Source organism: Nocardioides nanhaiensis (assembly GCF_039542785.1).
GTDB classification, from domain to species: Bacteria; Actinomycetota; Actinomycetes; order Propionibacteriales; family Nocardioidaceae; genus Nocardioides; species Nocardioides nanhaiensis.
The window spans coordinates 442,828-465,684 of sequence record NZ_BAABIM010000003.1 but is presented as its reverse complement, the minus strand read 5'-3'; the positions used below and the strand labels follow the sequence as shown (position 1 = coordinate 465,684).

Annotated in this window: 15 protein-coding genes and 1 tRNA gene; 8 read left to right on the top strand and 8 right to left on the bottom strand. The window is 72.8% G+C overall.

The annotated features are described in order from the left end of the window. Positions 1-3: 3 nt before the first annotated feature. On the bottom strand, positions 4-3,750 hold the full coding sequence (gene metH, locus ABD948_RS16300; RefSeq protein WP_425576629.1) for a methionine synthase: 3,747 nt from the start codon (positions 3,748-3,750) through the stop codon (positions 4-6). Positions 3,751-3,964: 214 nt separating this feature from the next. Here metH and ABD948_RS16295 point away from each other — a divergent pair, with 214 nt between their 5' ends. Then, entirely contained in the window at positions 3,965-4,822 is an 858-nt protein-coding gene (locus ABD948_RS16295; RefSeq protein ID WP_425576628.1) for a PAC2 family protein, read from the top strand. Positions 4,823-4,861: 39 nt separating this feature from the next. On the opposite strand, the gene mshC is transcribed toward ABD948_RS16295, so the two are convergent. Genes mshC through ABD948_RS16275 form a run of 4 tightly spaced genes read right to left on the bottom strand, consistent with a single transcriptional unit; the run spans position 4,862 to position 8,271 of the window. Continuing rightward, positions 4,862-6,100: a cysteine--1-D-myo-inosityl 2-amino-2-deoxy-alpha-D-glucopyranoside ligase gene (mshC, locus tag ABD948_RS16290; RefSeq protein WP_345267720.1), complete on the bottom strand. Its 1,239-nt coding sequence runs from the start codon at positions 6,098-6,100 to the stop codon at positions 4,862-4,864. Between the two features lie 48 nt (positions 6,101-6,148). After that, a complete protein-coding gene (locus ABD948_RS16285; RefSeq protein WP_345267718.1) occupies positions 6,149-6,931 on the bottom strand; it encodes an SCO1664 family protein in 783 nt (260 codons plus the stop codon). Continuing rightward, positions 6,928-7,512 carry a DUF3090 domain-containing protein gene (locus ABD948_RS16280; protein WP_345267716.1) on the bottom strand — a complete coding sequence of 195 codons (585 nt, stop codon included), beginning with the start codon at positions 7,510-7,512 and terminating at the stop codon, positions 6,928-6,930. Before ABD948_RS16280 ends, ABD948_RS16285 begins: the two co-directional genes overlap by 4 nt. A gap of 9 nt (positions 7,513-7,521) precedes the next feature. Continuing rightward, positions 7,522-8,271 (bottom strand): MSMEG_4193 family putative phosphomutase, encoded by a 750-nt coding sequence (locus tag ABD948_RS16275; protein ID WP_345267714.1) that lies wholly within the window; start codon positions 8,269-8,271, stop codon positions 7,522-7,524. A gap of 63 nt (positions 8,272-8,334) precedes the next feature. On the opposite strand from ABD948_RS16275, the gene corA reads away from it, so the two are divergent. Then, positions 8,335-9,315: a magnesium/cobalt transporter CorA gene (gene corA / locus ABD948_RS16270; RefSeq protein ID WP_345267712.1), complete on the top strand. Its 981-nt coding sequence runs from the start codon at positions 8,335-8,337 to the stop codon at positions 9,313-9,315. A gap of 43 nt (positions 9,316-9,358) precedes the next feature. On the opposite strand, the gene ABD948_RS16265 is transcribed toward corA, so the two are convergent. After that, positions 9,359-10,192 carry an undecaprenyl-diphosphate phosphatase gene (locus ABD948_RS16265; protein WP_345267710.1) on the bottom strand — a complete coding sequence of 278 codons (834 nt, stop codon included), beginning with the start codon at positions 10,190-10,192 and terminating at the stop codon, positions 9,359-9,361. 85 nt (positions 10,193-10,277) lie between these two features. Here ABD948_RS16265 and ABD948_RS16260 point away from each other — a divergent pair, with 85 nt between their 5' ends. Continuing rightward, entirely contained in the window at positions 10,278-11,231 is a 954-nt protein-coding gene (locus ABD948_RS16260) for an aldo/keto reductase (protein ID WP_345267707.1), read from the top strand. 4 nt (positions 11,232-11,235) lie between these two features. After that, positions 11,236-11,472 (top strand): DUF5703 family protein, encoded by a 237-nt coding sequence (locus tag ABD948_RS16255; protein ID WP_345267705.1) that lies wholly within the window; start codon positions 11,236-11,238, stop codon positions 11,470-11,472. A 331-nt stretch (positions 11,473-11,803) separates the two neighbouring features. Here ABD948_RS16255 and ABD948_RS16250 read toward each other — a convergent pair whose 3' ends face one another. Further along, positions 11,804-13,171: a M20/M25/M40 family metallo-hydrolase gene (locus ABD948_RS16250; protein ID WP_345267703.1), complete on the bottom strand. Its 1,368-nt coding sequence runs from the start codon at positions 13,169-13,171 to the stop codon at positions 11,804-11,806. An 80-nt stretch (positions 13,172-13,251) separates the two neighbouring features. Here ABD948_RS16250 and ABD948_RS16245 point away from each other — a divergent pair. The 3 genes from ABD948_RS16245 (at position 13,252) to ABD948_RS16235 (ending at position 20,643) form a co-directional block, all read left to right on the top strand. Beyond that, positions 13,252-13,340, top strand: a tRNA-Leu gene (locus tag ABD948_RS16245). A 207-nt stretch (positions 13,341-13,547) separates the two neighbouring features. Next, on the top strand, positions 13,548-19,754 hold the full coding sequence (locus tag ABD948_RS16240) for a metallophosphoesterase (protein ID WP_345267701.1): 6,207 nt from the start codon (positions 13,548-13,550) through the stop codon (positions 19,752-19,754). Positions 19,755-19,845: 91 nt separating this feature from the next. Next, positions 19,846-20,643, top strand: coding sequence for a helix-hairpin-helix domain-containing protein (locus ABD948_RS16235; RefSeq protein WP_345267699.1), 798 nt, complete (start codon positions 19,846-19,848; stop codon positions 20,641-20,643). A gap of 3 nt (positions 20,644-20,646) precedes the next feature. Here the strand turns inward: ABD948_RS16235 and ABD948_RS16230 are convergent, their stop codons facing one another. Beyond that, the gene (locus ABD948_RS16230; protein WP_345267697.1) at positions 20,647-21,528 is read right to left on the bottom strand and encodes a LysR family transcriptional regulator; all 882 of its coding nucleotides are present in this window, start codon (positions 21,526-21,528) and stop codon (positions 20,647-20,649) included. Positions 21,529-21,610: 82 nt separating this feature from the next. On the opposite strand from ABD948_RS16230, the gene ABD948_RS16225 reads away from it, so the two are divergent. After that, entirely contained in the window at positions 21,611-22,852 is a 1,242-nt protein-coding gene (locus ABD948_RS16225) for an MFS transporter (protein WP_345267695.1), read from the top strand. Positions 22,853-22,857: the final 5 nt, after the last annotated feature.

Sequence of the window (22,857 nt, the reverse complement as noted above, 5' to 3'; positions counted from 1 at the left end):
GGCTCAGTCGTCGGGGTCGTAGCCGAGGTTCGGTGAGAGCCAGCGCTCGGCCTCGGCGAGGGTCCAGCCCTTGCGCTCGGCGTACTCGGCCACCTGGTCGCGGCCCAGCCGACCCACCACGAAGTACTGCGACTGCGGGTGGCTGAAGTACCAGCCCGAGACCGAGGCGCCCGGCCACATGGCCATCGACTCGGTGAGCGTGATGCCGGTGCTGGACTCGACGTCGAGCAGGTCCCACAGCGTGAGCTTCTCGGTGTGGTCGGGGCAGGCGGGGTAGCCGGGCGCGGGCCGGATGCCGGTGTACTTCTCGGCGATCAGGTCCTCGCTGCTCAGCTGCTCCTCGGGCACGTGGCCCCAGAACTCCGTGCGCACCCGCTGGTGCAGTCGCTCGGCGAACGCCTCGGCCAGGCGGTCGGCGAGCGACTCCAGCAGGATGGCGCTGTAGTCGTCGTGCTCGTCCTTGAACTTCTGCACGCGCTCGGGCAGCCCGATGCCCGCGGTGACGGCGAAGCCTCCCACCCAGTCCTGCAGGCCGGTCTCGCGCGGGGCCACGTAGTCGGCCAGCGAGCGGTTCGGCACACCGGCGCGGTGCTCGCCCTGCTGGCGCAGGTGGTGCAGCGTGGCACGCACCTCGGTGCGGTCCTCGTCGGTGAAGAGCACCGTGTCCTCGCCGGCGCCGGCAGCCGGGAACAGCCCGTAGACGCCCTTGGCCGTCACCCAGCGCTCGGAGACCATCAGGTCGAGCATCGCCTGCGCGTCCTCGTAGAGCTTGCGCGCGGTCTCGCCGCTGGCGGGGTTGTTGAGGATGTCGGGAAAGCGCCCCTTCATCTCCCACGCGTTGAAGAACGGCTGCCAGTCGATGTACTCGCGCAGCTCGGCGAGGTCGTAGTCCTCGAGCACGCGCACACCGGGCTGGCGCGGCTGCGGGGGCTCGTAGCCCGTCCAGTCGACCGGCGTGGCCGAGGCCTTCGCCTCCTCGTAGGGCAGCAGCTTGCGCTCGCCCTTGGCGGCGTGACGGGTGCGCAACGCGTCGTAGTCGGCCTGGATGTCGCTGAGCAGCCCGACCCGACGCTCTTCGCTGAGCAGCGCGGCGGCGGTGGGCACCGAGCGCGAGGCGTCCTTGACCCAGACGACCGGGCCGTCGTAGCGCGGGTCCACCTTGACGGCGGTGTGGGCACGCGAGGTGGTGGCGCCACCGATGAGCAGCGGGATCTCCAGACCCTGGCGCTGCATCTCGGTGGCCATCGTGACCATCTCGTCGAGCGAGGGGGTGATCAGGCCGGAGAGCCCGATGATGTCGGCGCCGTGCTCCTGCGCGGCGTCGAGGATCTTCTGGGCGGGCACCATCACGCCGAGGTCGATGACCTCGTAGTTGTTGCACTGCAGCACGACCCCGACGATGTTCTTGCCGATGTCGTGCACGTCGCCCTTGACCGTGGCCATGACGATCGTGCCGTTGGTCTCCTTGGCGGTGGCCAGCGAGGGGTTGTCGAGCTTCTCCTGCTCGATGTAGGGGATCAGGTAGGCCACGGCCTTCTTCATCACCCGGGCGGACTTCACCACCTGGGGCAGGAACATCTTGCCGGCGCCGAACAGGTCGCCGACGACGTCCATGCCCGACATCAGCGGGCCCTCGATGACCTCGATCGGGCGCCCGCCGCGCGCGGCGATCTCCTGCCGCAGCTCCTCGGTGTCGGCCTCCACGTGGGCGTCGAGGCCCTTGACGAGCGCGTGGGTGATCCGCTCCCCCACCGGCAGCGAGCGCCACTCCTCGGCGACGGCCTCGGCCTGCTCGCCCTGGCGGTTGTGCTCCTCAGCGATCTCGAGCAGCCGCTCGGCGGCGTCGGGACGGCGGTTGAGGACGACGTCCTCGATACGCTCGCGCAGCTCGGGCTCGACCTGGTCGTAGACCACGAGCGCACCGGCGTTGACGATGCCCATGTCGAGCCCGGCCTCGATCGCGTGGTAGAGGAACACCGCGTGGATGGCCTCGCGCACCGGGTTGTTGCCGCGGAAGGAGAAGCTGACGTTCGAGATGCCGCCCGAGACCTTGGCGCCGGGCAGGTTCTGCTTGATCCAGCGGGTGGCCTCGATGAAGTCCTGGCCGTAGGAGGCGTGCTCCTCGATGCCGGTGGCCACCGCGAAGACGTTCGGGTCGAAGATGATGTCCTCGGGCGGGAAGCCCACCTCGTCGACCAGGATCCGGTAGGCACGCTCGCAGATCTGCTTGCGGCGCTCGAGGTTGTCGGCCTGGCCGTCCTCGTCGAAGGCCATCACCACGGCCGCCGCGCCGTACTTGCGGCACAGCCGCGCCTGCTCGCGGAACTGGTCCTCGCCCTCCTTCATGGAGATCGAGTTGACGATCGGCTTGCCCTGGACGTTCTTCAGGCCGGCCTCGATGACCTCGAACTTCGAGGAGTCGACCATCACCGGCACCCGGCTGATGTCGGGCTCGCTGGCGACCAGCTTGAGGAAGCGGTCCATCGCGGCGACGCCGTCGATCATGCCCTCGTCCATGTTGACGTCGATGACCTGCGCGCCGTTCTCGACCTGCTGCGCGGCCACCGAGAGGGCGGCGTCGTAGTCGCCGTCCTTGATCAGGTTGCGGAACCGGGCCGAGCCGGTGATGTTGGTGCGCTCGCCGACGTTGACGAACAGGCTGGCGTCGTCGATGACGAACGGCTCGAGTCCTGAGAGCCGCATGGCGGTCGGGATCTCGGGCACCACGCGGCGCGGCTTGTCGGCCACCTCGCGGGCGATGGCGCCGATGTGCGCGGGGGTGGTGCCGCAGCAGCCGCCGACGATGTTCACGAACCCCGCCTCGGCGAACTCCGCGACGATCGCCGCGGTCTGGTCGGGCACCTCGTCGTACTCGCCGAACGCGTTGGGCAGGCCGGCGTTGGGGTAGCAGGAGACGAAGGTCTCGGCCACCCGGGAGAGCTCGGCCACGTAGGGCCGCATCTCGCTGGCGCCGAGCGCGCAGTTGAGCCCGACGGCGAGCGGTCGCACGTGGCGCACGGAGTTCCAGAACGCCTCGGTGACCTGCCCCGAGAGGGTGCGACCGGAGGCGTCGGTGATCGTGCCGGAGATGATCACGGGCCAGCGGCGCGCGTGCTCCTCGAAGACGGTCTCGATCGCGAAGATCGCGGCCTTGGCGTTGAGGGTGTCGAAGATGGTCTCGACGATCAGGAGGTCCGCGCCGCCGTCGAGCAGTCCGCGGGCGGCCTCGGCGTAGGCCTCCACGAGCTGGTCGTAGCTGATGTTGCGCGCCGCGGGGTCGTTGACGTCGGGCGAGATCGACGCGGTCCGCGTGGTGGGGCCGAGCGCGCCGGCCACGAAGCGCGGCCGCTCGGGCGTCGCGACGGCGTCGCAGGCCGCGCGGGCCAGCTGCGCGGAGGCGTAGTTGAGCTCGTAGGAGATCTCCTCCAGGCCGTAGTCGGCCATCGAGACCCGGTTGGCGCTGAAGGTGTTGGTCTCGATCAGGTCGGCGCCGGCCTCGAGGTACTCGCGGTGGATGCCGGTGATGATCTCGGGCTGGGTGAGCGTGAGCAGGTCGTTGTTGCCCTGCAGGTCGCTCGGCCAGTCCGCGAAGCGCTCACCGCGGTAGCCGGCCTCGTCGGGCCGGTCGCGCTGGATGGCGGTGCCCATGGCGCCGTCGATGACCAGGATGCGCTGCTCGAGCATCGCGGTCAGCTGCTCGGTGGCATCGGGCCGCAGCTGCGGGGGGAACTGCTCGGTCACCTGGGTCACCTCGGTCAAGATGCACTCCTCTGCTGGCCTGCGGGGGTCTGCGTCGACGGCGGCACCCTCGTCACCGTTGACGCTAGGCATGCCGTCCACGACGTGGACACCGGTTCCACATGGTGGCACCGGCGTTCAACGACCGACGAATCCCCGGGTCACTCCCGGACATGGACGCAGACGTCGACTCGGCCGACGAACTAGGGTTGACCGGGTGATCGAGATGGAGCACGTCCCGGACCTGGTGGATCCGGTGGTGATCGCCGCGTTCGAGGGCTGGAACGACGCCGCGGACGCCGCCTCGGGCGTCGTCGACCACCTGATGACCGTCTGGAACGCGCGGGTGGTCGGGGCGATCGACCCCGAGGAGTTCTACGACTTCCAGGTCAACCGGCCGATGGTCGGCACCGACGAGCACGGTCACCGCCGCATCACCTGGCCCAGCACCCAGCTCGCCGTGGCGAGCCCGCCCGACCTGGACCGCGACGTCATCCTGCTGCGCGGCATCGAGCCCAACATGCGCTGGCGCCAGTTCTGCGCCGAGCTGCTGGCTGCCTGCGACGAGCTGGGCGGCGAGCTGGTCGTCACCCTGGGCGCCCTGCTGGCCGACACCCCGCACACGCGCCCGATCCCCGTGACCGGCACCGCCACCGAGCTCGAGCTCGTGGACCGGCTGAAGCTCGAGCAGAGCACCTACGAGGGTCCCACCGGGATCGTCGGGGTCTTCCAGGACGCCTGCGTGAAGCTCGACATCCCGGCGGTCTCCTACTGGGCGGCGGTGCCGCACTACGTGGCCCAACCGCCCTGCCCCAAGGCCACGCTGGCGCTGCTGGGCCAGCTGGAGGACCTGCTCGAGGTCTCGATCCCCCTGGGCGACCTGCCCGAGGACGCGCGCGCCTGGGAGCGCGGGGTCGACGAGCTGGCCGGCGACGACGAGGACATCGCCGACTACGTGCGCTCGCTCGAGGAGGCCCGCGACACCACCGAGCTGCCCGAGGCCTCCGGCGACGCGATCGCCCGGGAGTTCGAGCGCTACCTCAAGCGCCGTGGCGACGACGGCGGCACCGCCACCGGCGCCTGAGGCTGACCCCGAGCCCGGGCGCCTGCGGCTGACCCGGCTCTACACCGCCAGGCCGAGCGCGGCGTCCAGCAGCGTGCGCATGCTCCGGGCCGCGGTGGGGTCGGTCGTGTCCGCGAGCCCCTCGGTGCCCAGGGTGGCCGCCACCCAGGCGTCGACGGCGGCGACGGCCCGGGGGGCGTCGAGGTCGTCGGCCAGGGCGCCCAGCACCACCTCGACGACGGGCTCGGCCGGTGCTCCGGCGCCCAGCGCCAGCGCCCGGCGCCAGTTGGCGAGGTCGTCGACGGCGCGCCACAGCTCGGCGTCGGTCCACTCCCAGTCCGAGCGGTAGTGGTGGCGCAGCAGCGCCAGCCGGATCGCCATGGGGTCGATGTCGCTGTTGCGCAGCGCGGAGACGAAGACCAGGTTGCCGCGCGACTTCGACATCTTCTCGCCGTCGTAGCCGACCATGCCCGCGTGCACGTAGGCCTGGGCGAACGGCTGGCCGGGGTGCAGCACCTGACCGTGACCGGCGCTCATCTCGTGGTGCGGGAACACCAGGTCCGAGCCACCCCCCTGGACGTCGAACCCGGTGCCCAGGTGCTCGCGGGCGATGGCGGAGCACTCGATGTGCCAGCCGGGACGACCGGGTCCGAAGGGGCTGGGCCAGCTCGGCTCACCCTCGCGCTCGGCGCGCCACAGGACGACGTCGAGGGGGTCCTCCTTGCCGGCACGGTCGGGGTCGCCGCCGCGCTCGGCCGAGAGTCGCAGCATGGTCTCGCGGTCGTAGCCCGACTCCTGCCCGAAGGCGGCGTCCGCGGTGGCGCGGAAGTACACGTCGCCCTCGAGCGTGTAGGTGGCGCCGGCGTCGACCAGGTCGGAGATCATCGCCAGGGCCAGCGGGATCGACTCGACGGCGCCCACCAGGTGCGCCGGTGGCAGCACCCGCAGCGCCTCCATGTCGGTGCGGAACAGCTCGGTCTCGCGCTCGGCCAGCTCGACCCAGTCGACCTTGACCTTGGTGGCCCGCTCGAGCAGCGGGTCGTCGACGTCGGTGACGTTCTGGACGAAGGAGACCTCGTGGCCGGCGTTGCGCCAGGCCCGGTGCAGCAGGTCGAAGCCCACGTAGGTGGCGGCGTGACCCAGGTGGGTGGCGTCGTAGGGCGTGATGCCGCAGACGTAGAGCCGCGCGGCGCCGGTCGGGGCGGTGACCACGCGGTCGTCGCGCGCCGTGTCGTGCACCCGCACCTCGGGGCCGACGACGGGCAGGGTGGGGACCTCCGGAGCCGACCAGGAACGCATGGGGCGGAGCCTAACGCCGCCGCTCCCGCGACGACGCGGACGGGCAGGTCAGAAGGGCGGCCAGGGGATCTGCGGCCACTCGCCCCGCGGCACCGGCAGGCAGCCCATCGAGAGCAGCCGCGCGCAGCGGCGGTCGAGCGCGGTGATCTCGAGGTCGGTCAGGTGCTCGGCGAGCTGCCGCCCGAGCTGTCCGGCCAGGCCGGCCCGGACGCGCTCGATCCCGGCGACCTCCTCGTCCTCGAGCGCCCGGCCTCCCCAGCCCCACAGCACCGTGCGCAGCTTGTGCTCGTGGTGCAGCGTGACGCCGTGGTCGACGCCGTGGCGGTGTCCACCGGGCATCTCCAGCACGTGCCCGCCCTTGCGGTCGGCGTTGTTAACGACGACGTCGAAGACCGCCATCCGGCGCAGGGCCGTGGTGTCCTCGTGCACGAGGCTGATGTCGCGGTCGCGGTCGTCGAGGGCGTCGAAGACGTGCAGGTAGCCCGGGGGCACCGTGCCCTCCGGCACGAGCGTGACCGCCTCGACGTCGGGGTCGACCTCCTGCCACAGCTGCACCATGCCGCGCCCGTGCGGGCCCTCGCGCAGCCAGGTGAGCGGCACGACGTCCCAGCCCATGACCTCCGAGACCAGGTAGGAGGCCACCTCGCGGTCGGCGAGCGTGCCGTCGGGGAAGTCCCAGAGCGGGCGCTCACCGCGCTCGGGCTTGTAGACGACCTTGTACTCACGGTGCTCACCGTGCTCGTCGGTGATCGAGCCCAGGAAGGTGGCGTTGGAGGCCGGCATGATCCGGCCCTGCAGCTCGAGCTCGCCCTGCGGCGGCGTCGCGCTCACGACTCGATCGGGTCCCGGCGACGGAAACCGTTGGCGCGCACGCACAGGTGCCCCTGCGGGTCGACGGGGTTGCCGCAGAAGGGGCAGCTGGGCCGTCCGGCCTCCACCACCTGCTCGGCGCGCTGCACGAAGGCGCGTGCGACGGCGGGAGGGATCCGCACCAGCAGCACCTCCTCGGGCTCGGGCTCCTCGAAGTCCTGGTCGACCTGGTCGGGCGCCACCACGGCCGCCTCCGTGAACGGGAACACCTCGACCACGATGCGCTGGTCGTCGGGGTCCCACGAGAGCGTCATGGTGCCGGCGCGGAACTCCTCCTCGATGGGCTGCTCGAGAGGGTCGTTGTCGGCCGAGCCCAGCGGGGCGACGGCGGGCACCACCGGGTCGTTGCCGGCAGCGGCCATCACCTCGTCGAGCAGCTCGTCCATCCGCTCGGCGAGCGCGAGCACCTGCTGCTTCTCCAGCGAGACGCTGGTGATGCGGGTGCCGCTGCGGGCCTGGAGGAAGAACGTGCGCGCACCGGGCTCGCCGACGGTGCCGGCGACGAAGCGCTCGGGCGGGTCGAAACCATGGACGACGGGCATGCTCGGAGCCTAGAGCCCCGCCCCAGCCGGTCCGGCGCCGCCGCCCACCGGTGCGTCGTCGTCACCCGCTGCGCGGGCGCGGGACCGGCTGCCGGTGGCCCGCTTGCGCGCCTTCGGGGGCGGCGGGTTGAGCCACTCCAGCGATCCCTCGTGGGTGTTGCTGGCCACGACGTAGGGGCGGGTGCCGGTGTAGCGCACCACCGAGATCGAGGCGGGGTCCACGAACAGGCGCTGGAAGAGGTCGAGGTGCATGCCGAGGGCGTCGGCGAGGATCGACTTGATGATGTCGCCGTGGCTGACGGCGACCCAGACCGCCCCGGCGCCGTGCTCGGCGTCGATCTCGGCGTCGCGACGGCGCACCGCGGCCACCGCACGGGCCTGCATGGCCGGCAGGGACTCACCGCCGGGGAAGGCGGCCGCCGAGGGCTGGGTCTGCACGACCTTCCAGAGCGGTTCCTTGGCCAGGTCCTTGAGCGCGCGCCCCTGCCACTCCCCGTAGTCGCACTCGCTCAGCCCCTTCTCGGAGGCAATGCGCAGCGGCTCCTCCCGGGCGGCGACCAGCGCCTTGGCGGTCTGCTTGCACCGCTCCATCGGGCTGCTCACGATCGCGGCGAGCCGCACGGCGGCCAGCCGCTCGCCGGCGCGCCGGGCCTGTGCTGCGCCGACGTCGTCGAGGCGGACGCCGGGCAGCCGACCGGCCAGCACCCCGGAGGCGTTGGCGGTGGTGCGGCCGTGACGGACGAGCACGAGGGTGGCCATGACCGGGAGCGTAGTGGCGCACGCCTGGCCGCCGGCGGTCTCGCTGCGGTCTACGGTGTGCGCGTGATCGTCGACAGCGCCGTCTACCGCGGCGGCGAGCGGGTGCTGGTGGACTGCACCACCCACGACTACACGGCCCTGCGCGAGGCCGCGGCCCGCGAGGGCGGGTTCGTGTGGGTGGGGCTGCACTCCCCCACCCCCGAGGAGATCGACGCCGTCGCGAGCACCTTCGGCCTGCACCCCCTGGCGGTCGAGGACGCACTGACCGCCCACCAGCGCCCGAAGCTGGACCGGTACGGCGACTGCCTGTTCCTGGTGCTGAAGACGCTCTGGTACGTGGACGCCGAGGACGCCGTGGAGACCGGCGAGGTGAGCCTGTTCGTCGGCCCCGACTTCGTCGTGACCGTGCGCCACGGCAGCGGCGCGGCGCTCAAGGCCGCCCGGCGCTACCTGGAGCAGCGCTCCTCGGTGCTGAGCCACGGGCCCTCCTCGGTGCTCTACGCGGTGTGCGACACCGTGGTGGACGGCTACGTGGAGGTGGTCGAGGAGCTGCAGGTCGACGTCGACGAGGTGGAGGCCTCGGTCTTCTCGCCGCAGCGCACCGACGACTCGGTGCGCATCTACACGCTCAAGCGCGAGATCGCCGAGGTGCGGCGCGCCGTCCTGCCCCTGCGCGAGCCGATCCGCCGGTTCTCGGCCGGCGTCGTCGACGGCATCGACAACGACGCCGCGCCGTTCTTCCGCGATGTCGGGGACCACCTCGCGCAGGCGGCCGACGTCGTCGACACGCTCGACTCCCTGCTCTCGACGGCCTTCGAGGCCCACCTGGCACGCATCTCGGTGCAGCAGAACGACGACATGCGCCGCATCTCCGCCGGCGTCGCGCTCGTGGCCGGCCCGACCCTGATCGCCGGCGTGTACGGCATGAACTTCGACGACATGCCCGAGCTGCACTGGACCTTCGGCTACCCGATGGCGCTGGTGCTGATGGCGTGCGTCTCCGGCGGGCTGTGGCGGCTCTTCAAGAAGTCCGGCTGGCTCTGACCGCGCTCCCGGCCGAGGGGCGGGTGGGTCAGGGGTCAGGCGGTCAGGGGGTCAGGACGCCGAAGGCCAGGAGCGCCATCGTGCCGAGGCCGAGGAGGACCCGGTAGATCACGAACGGGGTGTAGGAGTTGCTCGAGACGTAGCGCAGCAGCCAGGCGATGGCGGCGTAGCCGACCACGAACGAGACGACGGTGGCGACCACCGTGGGCGCCCAGCCGTAGGGGTTGTCGCCCCCGGGCACGTCCTTGAGCTTGTAGACACCGGCGCCGACCACCGCGGGGATGGCCAGCAGGAAGGCGTAGCGGGTGGCGGCGGCCCGGTCGTAACCGAGCGCACGGCCCATCGAGAGCGTTGCTCCCGAGCGCGAGACGCCGGGGATCAGGGCCATCGCCTGGGCCAGGCCCATGAGGACCGCGTCGCGCAGCGTCAGCTGCTTGATCTCCTTGGTGGTGGCGCCGAACCGGTCGGCCGCGCCCAGCACCAGGCCCATCACGACCAGCATCGTCGCCACGATCCACAGGTTGCGGAACACGCTGTCGATGGCGTCCTCGAAGAACAGCCCGAGCACCACGATCGGCAGCGAGCCCAGGATGATGTACCAGCCCATCCGCGCGTCGAGGTGGCCGCGGAGCTCCGGGCGCACCAGCGAGCGGGTCCACGTGGAGATGATCCGCCAGATGTCCTTACGGAAGTAGATGAGCACCGCCAGCTCGGTGCCGATCTGCACCACCGCGGTGAACGCCGCGCCGGGGTCCTCCCAACCGAACAGTTCCGGGAAGATCCGCAGGTGCGCGCTGCTGGAGATCGGGAGGAACTCGGTCAGGCCCTGGATGACGCCCAGCACCACGGCCTGGAGGAAGTCGAGCACGGGCTGCATCGTACGGAGCGATCCTGAGTGCCGGCGCATCCGCACCGCGTGCCGCTGACGCGTCGGCCGAGGTGCGACGGCTAGGTTTCCCTCCATGCAGCAGCGGCACCTGGGTCACACGGGCCTGAAGGTCTCCCGCCTCGGGCTCGGCACCATGACGTGGGGTCGCGACACCGACGAGCACGAGGCCCGCGACCAGCTGGTGGCCTTCCTGGAGGCCGGCGGACGGCTGGTCGACACCGCCGCCCCGTACTCCGACGGCGACTCCGAGCGGTTGCTGGGCTCGCTGATCGGCGAGGTCGCGGCTCGGGACGACCTCGTGCTCGCCACCAAGGCAGGTATCGGCCGCCGCGGATCCGAGCGCGTCACCGACACCTCGCGCGGTGCGCTGCTGCGCTCGCTGGACGCCTCGCTGCGCCGGCTCGGCGTCGAGCAGGTCGACCTGTGGCAGGTGCACGTGTGGTCGGACGCGACTCCGCTGGACGAGACGCTCTCGGCCCTCGACCTCGCCGTCACCTCGGGCCGCGCCGCCTACGTCGGCGTCTCGAACTACACGGGCTGGCAGACCGCGCAGGCCGCCACCTGGCAGCAGGCCGTCCCCGGGCGCGTGCGGCTCGCCTCCACCCAGGTGGAGTATTCGCTGCTCAACCGGGCGATCGAGCACGAGGTGCTGCCCGCCTGCCAGGCGCTCGGGCTCGGCGTCCTGCCGTGGTCGCCGCTGGGTCGCGGCGTGCTCACCGGCAAGTACCGCACCGGCACCCCCTCGGACTCCCGCGGCGCCTCACGCGGCTTCGCGGGCTTCGTGGAGCGCTACCTCGACGACCGGTCGGCTGGCATCGTGGGGGCGGTCGCCCGTGCCGCCGAGGGCCTGGGCTGGACGCCGCTGGAGGTGGCGCTGGTCTGGGTGCGCGACCGGCCGGGCGTCACCGCACCGATCGTCGGCGCCCGCACCGCCGCCCAGCTGCGAGCGGCCCTGGCCACCGAGGGCAAGACACTGCCCCCGGAGATCGTGGCCGCCCTCGACGACGTCTCAGGAGAGGAGACCTGACCAGATGACCCGCGCCCCCGGCACCACCGGCACGCTGCGCCGCCTGCACCACCGAGGCGTCGAGTGGGAGTTCGACAAGGTCGTCTTCCCGCGCGACTTCTCGCGCAACGTGGTGACCAAGCTGCTCGTCGAGCGCGCCGAGCACGGCGGCTGGGAGCTCGACCGCGTGCGCATCACCGCCGACGGCACCCGCCGCGTCGTCCTGCGTCGCAAGATCATCCGGGCTGTCCGGACGGCGTAGCGGGCTGCCGAGTCGTCGCTTCCGCGCGCCCAGGTGAGGCCGAGTCGTCGCTTGCGCGCCTGCAGGCAAGGCCGAGTCGTCGCTTGCGCGCTTGTAGGTGAGGCCGGGTCGTCGATCGCGCGCTCACAAGAGCCGACTCGACCCCCCACCCGCGCGCGCCAGCGCCGGCTGGGCGGGGTTCGGCTCCGTCGGCTCGGGCTCGTTCCTCGCCCGCGACTCCTGCGCCTGGTGCTCGTGCCCGTGAGTCAGGGGGTCTCGACGCGCTCCGCGCGGGTTCGCGAGCTCACCCGCGGTCGCTTGCTCGACCACCGATGACCAGGTGTTCGCGAGCTCACACCTGGTCGAGGAACCGGTCGAAGACGCGGGCGCCGAACTCGAGGGCGTCCACGGGCACCCGCTCGTCGACGCCGTGAAAGAGCGCGGTGAAGTCCAGGTCGGCGGGCAGGCGCAGCGGGGCGAACCCGTAGGAGCGCAGGCCGAGCCTGCGGAAGTGCTTGGCGTCGGTGCCGCCGCTCATCGTGTACGGCGCGACGAGACCCTCGGGGTCCTCGGCGAGGATCGAGCGAGTCATCGCGGCCACCAGGTCGCCGTCGTAGGGGGTCTCCCAGGGCTGCTGGTGGCTGAGGAACTCCCACTCGATGCCCTCGCCGCACAGCTCGCGCAGGGTCTGGAAGAACTCGTCCTCGTAGCCGGGCAGGAAGCGACCGTCGACGTGGGCGGTGGCCTCGGTGGGGATGACGTTGACCTTGTACCCGGCGCCCAGCTGGGTGGGATTGACCGAGTTGCGGATCACCGCGCCCAGCATCCGCACCGCTCCCCCGAACTCCTCGACGAGCTCCTGGGCGTTCTCGGGCGTGGCCTCGGTGCCCGCGAGGTCGCCGACGGTGGCCAGCAGCGCCTCCATCGTGGGCGTCAGCCGCACCGGCCACTCGTAGGCGCCGATCCGCGCGACGGCGGCAGAGAGCCGGGTGATGGCGTTCTCGTGGTTGATCATCGAGCCGTGGCCGGCACGGCCGCGCGCCGTCAGCTTCATCCAGGCCATGCCCTTCTCGGCCGCCTCGACGAGGTACAGCCGGCGACCGCGGACCGTGGTGGAGAACCCGCCCACCTCGCCGACGGCGTCGGTGCAGCCCTCGAGCTCGTCACGGTGGTCGCGCACCAGCACCTCGGCGCCGTGGTGCCCACCGGCCTCCTCGTCGGCGGTGAAGCAGAGCACCACGGGGCGGTCCGGCACGGCACCCGCGCGCGCCCGCGCGCGCACCGAGGAGAGCAGCATCGCGTCGAAGTCCTTCATGTCGACGGCGCCGCGACCCCACACGTAGCCGTCCTGCACCTCGCCCGAGAACGGGTGCACGGACCAGTCCTCGGCGGCGGCCGGGACGACGTCGAGGTGCCCGTGCAGCAGCAGGCGGTCGGTGCGCGAGGAGTCCGCACCGCCCCAGTGGGCCACCACCGAGGTGCGACCGGGCGTGCCCTCGTAGAGCCTGCTCTCGATGCCGACCTCGTCGAGCAGGGCGGCCACGTGCTCGGCGGCCTTCCGCTCCCCCGGCCCCTCGCGGTCGCCGTAGTTGGTGGTGTCGATGCGGATCAGGTCGCGGCACAGCTCGACCACCTCGGCCGCCGGGTCGTAGCCGGGGTCGTACCCCGCTGCGTCGGTCGTGCGGGCGTCGGTCTCGGGGGTGCTCGCCGCGTCGCTCATGGGGCCATCCAAGCATCGTGCCGGGCGCCGTCCCGATGTGAACTCCAGGTGTCTGCTCTGCTAGCGTTCCGGTCGCACTCGTCCGGGTGGCGGAATTGGCAGACGCGCTAGCTTGAGGTGCTAGTGCCCGTATTAGGGCGTGGGGGTTCAAGTCCCCCCTCGGACACCATCTGCAAGCAGCACCACGAGCCCCGGGTCCCTCGACCCGGGGCTCGTGTGCGTCCCGGAGTGCTCCGCACGGGCGAGGTCGGCTCGAGCGTGCGGGCAGACAGGTGGACCGCCCCAGGCCGCCTGCAGGCCACCGGCTGTTCGCCGGTGTTCATCTTTACCTTGCGACGGTGCGGGCGCCCCCGAGAGATTCACGAGGTACTCGCCCATGCCCTGGTCGCCCCTGTCGCGCGCCACCGCCGGTTCGCTGGCTGCCCTGCTCGTCTCCGCCACGCTGAGCCTGGCCGGCACGGCGCCCGCCAAAGCCGTCGCCCCTGGCGAACCACCCGCACCGGGCCTGTTCGTCTCCGAGATCAACGGCGACAACACCGGCACCGACTGGTTCGAGTACGTCGAGCTGCACAACCCTACGGACGAGGCGATCGACCTGGGTGCCGCCGGGATCGAGCTCTCCTACTTCTGGGTCGACAGCACCGGCAAGGACCGCGACACCCGCCTGGCCGTGGGTGGTCCCGCAGCCTCGCTGCCGCTCCCGCAGACCCAGGCCGTCGTCCCCGCGGGCGGCACGCTGCTCGTGTGGCTGCGCAACAGCACCCACCTGGCCAAGACCGAGGCCGAGTTCCGCGACTTCTACGACCTCGGCGACGAGGTGCCACTGGTGCACGCCAGCGGTCAGGACGGCTTCGCCAACTCAGGGAGCCGCAGCATCCGCGTCATGGCCGCCGACGGCACCGAGCTCACCCGCTCCGAGGTACCGCCGCGCGCCACGGCCGTGGCCAACGGCGCCGTCCACTTCCGGGCGCCCGGGCAGACCGGTGCGCCGGCACCGGTCTGGTACGACAGCGCCGCCGAGCCGACCGTGCTCGTCACGCCCGGCACGGTCGACGCCGGGCAGCTGGAGACGGCCCCGGACGAGGAGCCGACCGGGACCCCGACGGAGGAACCGACCGACGTCCCCTCGGAGGAGCCCACCGAGCAGCCCACCGAACAGCCCACCGAGCAGCCCACCGAGCAGCCCACCGAGCAGCCCACCGAGGAGCCCACCGAGGAGCCGGTCCTGCGGCCGAGTGCCCAGGACCTCTTCATCTCCGAGATCCACCCGGACAACGGCACCCCGGGCAACACCCCGGACGACTTCGAGTTCGTGGAGGTGACCAACACGACCGACGCCGACCTGGACCTGGGCGCGCTCGGCATCGGCATGTCGTACACGACCTCGGGCACGCCCACCGACGCCAACCTCGCGGCAGCCCTGCGGTTCGCCGTCTCCGACGGCAACCCGGCCACCCCGGTCACCCCGGGCCCGCTCGACGTCGTCGTGCGGGCCGGTGGCAGCACGGTGCTGTGGCTCGACTACACCGCCACCGGCGTCGACACCTACGCCCGCACCGAGGCCGACTTCCGTGCCTTCTTCCCGGCGCTCCCCGCCTCCACCCAGGTCGTGCGGGTGGAGGGCCAGGGGGGCATCGCCAACGGTGGCTTGCGCGGCCTCGGCCTCGTCGACGCCAGCGACCCGGCGGCGCTCGGCGTGGTCAGCTGGTCCTACCTGCCGGCCCGCTCCCCCGCGAGGCCCTCGATCTCGACCCACTTCCGCGTCCCGCCCGTGACCGCGCCCGACAGCACGGCCACCGACCGGTTCGCCGCACCGGTCCTGGCCGACGGCGAGCCGACCCCGGGCACGACCAGCGCCGAGCAGGTCGACCTCGACGAGGCGCCCCCCACCGAGGAGCCCACCGAGGAGCCCACCGAGGACCCCACCGAGGACCCCGCCGGTCCTCGCGTCCCGGAGCAGGGGCCGGCCCCCGCCACGGATCCGACGCTGGACGCGGCCGTCCTCCAGGTCACCGAGGTGGCCCCCGACACCGCCAACGTCGGCGGCGGCGACGCCTACGAGTTCATCGAGGTCTACAACGCCTCCGACGCGCCGGTCTCCTTCGACGACTACACGATCAACTACCTCTACACCGACGCCAGCGAGCTGGTCACCAACTCGCTCCTGTGGCCGGCCACGCCCGCCGACCCGGTGCTCGCGCCCGGTCGCACGCTGGTGCTGTGGGTGAAGACCGCCGCGAACGCCGGGCTGACCGCTGCCGACTTCAACAGCCACTTCGGCTCGCGCCTGACGGCGGGCGTCGACCTGGTCGAGATGCAGGTCGCCGGCATGTCCAACGGCGGGCTGCGCGGACTCCAGGTGATGACCAACACGGGCCACGAGACCAGCACCGCCTACTACCTCGACGACGCCGACACCGTGGCCGACCAGCCGCTGCAGTACCGCTGGACCCCCGGCACGGCGCGCCAGACCAAGGTCGGCGTCGGCACGGCGACCCCCGGCTACGCCGCTCCCGAGCAGGTGCCGACCGGACTCGTCGCCACGCCGGCCGACGAGCAGGCGCCCGTCGTCACCGACCTCAGCGGCACCGACGACGCGCCCAGCACCGACGGCCTCGCGATCGAGCTGCAGGTCGAGGACGACGTGCAGCTCGTGCGGACCGTCGAGCTGACCCTCGAGACCGACCAGGACGCCCCCAGCAGCCGCTACCTGCGCTTCGGTGCACCGGGCCGCTACTCCTACGCTGTCCCGGCCGTGGACCTCTACGGCAAGCGCTGGGTCGAGTACACCGTCCGCGCCTCCGACGGCACCAACCAGGGCTCCCTCGGTCCGGTCCGGGTGCAGCTGGCAGCCGAGCAGCCCGACCCGCTGCGGCTCAACGTCGAGGAGGGCGAGTTCGTCGGCGGCACCACCCGACTGGCCGCCACCTCCGACGCCGACGCCGCAGGCCTGGCTCTCGCCGTCGACGGCGAGCCGGTCGCCCCGACCGTCCCGAGCCTGGAGGACGAGCCGGTCTTCGCCTTCGAGGCGACCGCCACCGACGCGTTCTTCCGCAACGGCGTACGGATGGGCGAGGAGGTGCTGACGGTCTTCGACGAGGGCTACTACGACCGCGTCGAGACCGTCACCGCACAGGTCCCGATCCGGGCCGTGCGCCGCGGTGAGCCGGTCACGGTCGGCATCTACGCCGGCACCAAGGCGTGGCCGGAGCCCGACCCGAACGAGAACAACGACGACTTCTCGGCGCTCAACCTGCGCCTGGCACTTCCCGACGGCCGGGTGCTGCGCCCGGTCAGCTGCGCGGGCTCCGGTGAGGGTCAGGAGGAGCGTGCGGTCCAGTGCCCCGACCCGACCACCCGGGTCGGCTTCAACGACGCCAACCTCGTCTACCTGGACGCGACCTTCGAGATCCCGGACGACGCCTTCGACTCCCTCGCCCACGAGTGGGACACCACCGTCGTCGAGGACGGCGAGCACCGGGTGTCGGCGAGCGCCGGGGAGGCGAGCGTCGAGCGCGCGGTGCGGGTGGACAACACCCCCCCGGTGATCGTCTCCACCGTCGACGACGGCGCCTCGCTGCGCGGTCCGATCACCCTCGAGGCGGCCGCGAGCGACACGGGCTCCGGACTCGCGGAGGGCGACCTGCAGGCCACCCTGGACGGCCAGCCGGTGACGCTGCCCCACGAGACCAGCTCGGCCACGCTGACGCCGGGTGAGCACGTGCTGGAGCTGGTCGCCCTCGACCGCGTGGGCAACCGGTCCCAGACGCGGATCACCTTCACGACCCCCGACGAGGAGCCGACGGCGGGCCTCGTCAGCCCCGAGGACCACAGCACGGTGACCCGTGGCGACGTGCCGCTCAGCGCCGTCGTGGACTCGCCGGAGGGTGACGACCTGGAGGTGCGCTTCCGCGAGGGGCACACCTTCTCCCCCGCCGACACCGAGGTCGGCGCGTTCGAGGGCAGCACCGGCGTCGCCCGCGGCACCGACCGCTCCGACCGGGTGACCCTCGGTGAGGAGGCACTCGCGCAGATGGCCGGCACCGACGGCGTCGCGCACGAGGTGTCGTCCGCGACGGCGCTCCCCTACCAGCTGTTCACCGTCGAGGTCCCCGCCGACGCCGGCGCCGACGCCCGCGCGCGGCTGAGCTGGACGGGGTCGGCCAACGCCGGTGCCAAGGTCCTGCTCTACGTGCGGCGGGCCGACGGCGGGGCCTGGCAGGAGGTGGCGCGTCGCGTCACCGACGGCCCGGAGATGTTCACCCTCGGGGCACTCGTCCCGACCGCGGACCACGTCGTGGACGGCGAGATCACCGTGCTGGTGCAGCACTCGGAGGGCTTCGCCGGCGCGGTGCAGTCGACCCGGGCCGACACCCCCGAGCCGTTCCACCCCGGCGCGACGCCGCGCTCGCAGTACGACTTCACGATCGGTTGGGAGTCGGACACGCAGTACTACAACGAGACCCAGGACTGGTACAAGCACCAGCTGGCGATCAACGAGTTCCTGCTCGACCAGCGCGAGGAGCTGGACCTGCAGTACGTCATCCACACCGGCGACATCGTCAACGTCGCCAGCGAGGAGCGCCAGTGGCTCAACGCCGACCCGGCGTACCGGATGTTCGATGAGGCGCGCCTGCCGTACGGGGTCCTGGCCGGCAACCACGACGTGGGTCAGCAGAGCAACGACTTCAGCGACTACAGCCGCTGGTTCGGTGAGTCCCGCTTCGCTGGCAACCCCTGGTACGGGGGCTCGCACCAGGACAACCGGGGTCACTACGACCTGGTCAGTGCCGGCGGCATCGACTTCCTGATGCTCTACATGAGCTGGGCACCCGGCGACGAGCAGATCGCCTGGATGAACGAGGTGATCCGCGCCCACCCCGAGCGCAAGGTGTGGATCAACGTCCACGAGTTCATGCTGACCACGGGCGGGCTCGGACCGATCCCCCAGCGGATCATGGACGAGGTGGTGGCCACGAACCCGAACGTCTTCGCGGTCTCCTCGGGGCACTACCACGACGCCTTCACCCGCACCGACGACTTCGACGACGACGGCGACGGCGTCGCCGACCGGACCGTCTACTCCATGCTCTTCGACTACCAGGGGCTCCCGGAGGGCGGTCAGGGCTACCTGCGCCTGGCGCACTTCGACAACGAGGGCGAGCGGATCGTCATGCGGACCTACTCGCCGTCGAAGAGGCAGTTCAACTCCGACGACCCGTCGCTGGACCTCATCCACCAGGAGTTCGAGATCCCCTACGCGGCGGTCGGGATCGACCCGGCGGTCAAGACGCTGGCCACCGACTCGTTCCGCGCCGACGTGCTGACCTCGCGCGACATCGCCGTCACCGACGCCGTCGCCTCGGGCACCCTGGTCGAGGCGACGTGGCGCGACGTCGCCGAGGGCGAGCACGGCTGGTACGTCGAGGTGGGCGGCCCCTTCGGTGGCCGTGCGCTCTCCGAGGTGCGCACCTTCACCGCCGTGGCTCCCGCCGGCCCGGCGCCGTTCCATTCCGCGCCGACGCCATCCCTGTCCGGCGAGACCGCCGTCGGCCAGACCCTGGTCGCCGAGCCCGGCCTCTGGGCCCCGGCCGACCCCGAGGTCCTGCTCACCTACCGCTGGACCGCCGACGGCGTCCCGATCGAGGACGCCGACGGCACGACGCTGACGCTGGGAGCGGACCTGCTCGGCGCCGAGATCGCGGTCCAGGTGACCGGCACCCAGGCGGGCTACGCGACGACGACGCGCACCTCGCAGCCGACCGCGCCGGTGGCCGCCGGCGCGCTGGAGGGCACGGACCCGGTCGTGACGGGCACGCCCGTGGTGGGGGCGACGCTGAGCGCCGAGAGCGGCACCTGGACCCCGGGTGCGGAGCTCAGCTACGCCTGGCTCGCCGACGGCGAGGAGATCGAGGGGGCCGACGGCCCGAGCCTGGCGCTGGGTCCCCAGACGCTCGGTCGCGAGATCTCGGTGCGCGTCACCGGCACCCTGGCGGGCTACGAGAGCGAGACGCGCACCTCCGCGCCCACCGCACCGGTGGCTGGTGCCGCGCTCGAGCCGGGCACGCCCCGCGTGCGGGGCACGGCCCGGGTCGGCGAGCGGTTGCGGGTCGAGCCGGGCAGCTGGTCGCCCGGCGTGGCACTCTCCTTCCAGTGGCTGCGCGACGGAGTCCCGGTGGTCCGGGCCACCGGTCGCACCTACGAGGTCACCCGGCGTGACCTGCGCTCACGACTCACCGTCCGGGTCAGCGGCGAGCGCGCCGGCAGCGAGCCGGCCGCGGCCACCTCCGCGCCGGTCATCGCGCGGCCCGGCGTGCTCCAGGCGCGCCGCCCCGTCATCCGCGGAGCAGCGCGGGTGGGTCGCACGGTCCGGGTCGTGACGGGCCGCTGGTCGCCCGCACCGGTGCGGCTGCGCTACCGCTGGATCGTCGGCGGGCGTGCCGTGCCGGGCGCGCAGGGTGCCGCGCTCCGCCTGCGGCCCGGCATGCGGGGCGACCGGGTCGTCGTCCGCGTCGTCGGCAGCAAGCCCGGCTACCGCACCGAGGTGCGGCTGAGCCGGGCACGGGTCGTCCGCGCCCGCTGACGGCGTCGCAGGCGCCCGGACCGGTCTCCGGACGGGCGCCTGCGCGCCTCGGCGCGACGGCGCGGCAGACCCGGGTCATGATGGGCCGGTGATGATCAGGCCGGCGGAGCTGACCGCCATCAGGGCGGGCGAGATCGACCTGGCGTTCCGGCGCTGGGACCGTCCGCGGGTCAAGGTCGGCACGGCGCTGCGCACCGCCGTCGGTCTGGTCGAGGTGACCTCGGTGGAGCAGGTGGCGCTCTCCGCGCTCCGCGCCGAGGACGCCCGTCGCGCCGGCGCCGCCAGCCTGGCCGCGCTGCGGGCGGCGCTCACCGCGCGCGAGGACCATGCGGCACGCGCAATCTTCCGCGTCGGGCTGCGGCACGCGGGAGCCGACCCGCGCGAGGCGCTGCGCGAGCAGGTGCCCGACGCCGCCGAGACCGAGCAGCTGCTGGCCTGGATGGACCGCCTCGACGCCGCCTCGCCCGCCGGACCCTGGACGCGCGCCACCCTGGCGATCATCGACCGCTCGCCGGGAGTCCGTGCCCCGGAGCTGGCCGCCGAGCTGGGCCGTGAGACGCAGCCCTGGAAGGCCGACGTGCGCAAGCTCAAGGAGAAGGGACTGACCGAGTCCCTGGCCATCGGCTACCGCCTCTCGCCGCGAGGCGAGGCCGTCGTCGACGCCGAGCGCGACGCCGACGCGCCACCGCGGAGGAGGGCGCCGCGGCCCACCGGGCACCCGCTGCCCCGCACGATCGGTGCTCCTGCCACGAGAACCCTGCGCGCGGAGGGCGTCGAGACCCTCGAGCAGCTCGCGGGATGGTCGCCCGAGCGGTTGGCTGCCCTGCACGGTGTCGGGCCGGTGGCCCTGATGCGGCTCCAGGAGGCACTGGCCGCCCTGGGCACCTGACCCTCAGCCGCCCACGGTGGGCGTCTCCCGGCGAGCCACGGCGAGGAATCGCGTGGCGGCCGGGCTGAGGCTTCGCCCGCCGTGCCAGGCCAGGCCGACGCTGCGCGAGGCACCGCGGTCACCGATGGCGAGGCCGACGCTGCCGGACTGGCCGGCGAAGGCCTCGGGCACCACGGCGACGCCGAGACCTGCTGCGACCAGCCCCTCGATGGTGGCGAGGTCCTGGCTCTCGAAGGAGACCGGAGGGCGGACCCCGGCAGCGGTGAGCAGGTCGTCGACCAGGTGGCGATGACCGTAGCCCCGGGGCGTGGTCACCAGCTCCTCGTCCGCCAGCTCGGCGAGCCGCACACGCGCGCGCCCGGCCAAGGGGTGCCGCGGCGGGACGACCACCACCAGGCGCTCGCGCTGCAGCGGGTGCCACACGAGGGGAGCACCGACACCGAAGGAGGTGATGGCGACGTCGACCGCCCCCGCCTCGAGGTCGGCGAGGATGACGTGGGCCGGCTCCTGGCGCAGCAGCACCCGCAGGCGCGGGGCGCGCGCGTGCACCTCGCGCAGCAGCCCCGGCACGAGCGAGGTGGCGAGCGAGTCCAGGAAGGCCAACCGCACCGTCCCGGTCTCGGGGTCGAGCAGGGCGGCGAGGTCGTCGGTGAGGCGCCGGTAGCGCTCGACCAGCTCCTCGGCGGCCTCCGCGGCCAGCCGACCCGCGGGCGTCGCGTGCACGCCGGTGGCCGTGCGCACCAGCAGCTCGACACCCAGCTCGGCCTCCATCCGGGCCACGGCCCTGGAGAGGGTCGGCTGGGTGGTGCCCAGCAGTGCCGCCGCCTCGGTCACGTGACCGACGTCGACGAGCTGCCTCAGCCACTCCAGGTCACGGATGTTCATGCCCCCACCATACGGATCATGTATGGGTAGGGACCTCAGGACGCATTGGACGCATCGCGTGCAGCGGCGCAGGCTGGGATCCATGACTGTGGCCGACCACTCCGAGCACCTCGCGTCGGACGCCGCGCCGGAGGCCGGTCACCGCGCCGGCTCCGCCGCGTACCGCCGCGTCGTGGCCGCCCTCTTCCTCGCCGGTCTGGCCACGTTCGCCCTGCTGTACTCCACCCAGGCGCTGCTCCCCCAGCTGGCGCGTGACTTCGGCGTCACCGAGGGTGCGAGCACCCTCACGGTCTCGCTGACGACGATCGCGCTCGCCTGCACCCTGCTCCTGGTCGGGCCGCTCTCCGACGTCGTCGGGCGCACCCGGCTGGTGCACCTCTCCCTGGGTCTGGCCGCCGCGATCGGGCTGCTGTGCGCCGTCGCACCCACGTTCACGACGCTGCTCGTGCTGCGGGCCCTGCTCGGGGTCGCGCTGGCGGGCCTGCCCGCCGTGGCCACCGCGTACCTGCGCGAGGAGCTGCACCCGGGCACGCAGGCACGCGCCGCGGGCCTCTACATCGGGGGCACGGCGCTCGGCGGCATGGCCGGGCGCCTGGTGACGGCGGGCGCCGCCGACCTCGCCGGCTGGCGGTGGGCGCTCGCCACCACGGGACTGCTGGCCCTGGCGTGCGCCGTGGCCGTGCGGTTGCTGCTGCCGCCCTCGCGCGGGTTCGTGCCGGCACCGGCCGGGGTCCGCCCCGCCGTGCGGATGACCGCCAGGGCACTCGCCGACCCGGCGCTGCTCTCCCTCTACGCGATCGGCGCTCTCTCGATGGGCGCACTCGTGGCGAGCCTCAACACCGTGGGCTTCCGGCTCGAGGCACCCCCGTTCGGGCTGGGGCTCGGCGCCGCCAGCCTGGTGTTCCTCGTCTACCCGCTGGGCAGCATCAGCTCCGCGCTCGCGGGGCGGGCCGCCGACGCCGTGGGCCGGCACGTGGTGCCCCCGGTGGCGGCGCTGGTGGCCGTCGCCGGCGTCGTCGTCACCCTGGCGGCGCGACTGGACGCCGTCGTGCTGGGCCTCGCGCTGCTGGTGATCGGCTTCTTCGCGGTGCACGGCACCGCCAGCGGGTGGGTGCCGGTGCGCGCGCAGGAAGCCGGCGTGAGCGCCGGCCAGGCCGCCTCGCTCTACCTGGTGGCCTACTACGCCGGCGCCTCCGTGTTCGGCAGCCTGGCCGGCCTCGTGTGGAGCGCGGCCGGGTGGGGTGGCGTGGTCGCGATGGCCGCGGCCCTGATGACGCTCAGCGGCGCTCTCGCGGTCGGGTTGCGCCGCGGGGGCCGCCCGTGAGCGCC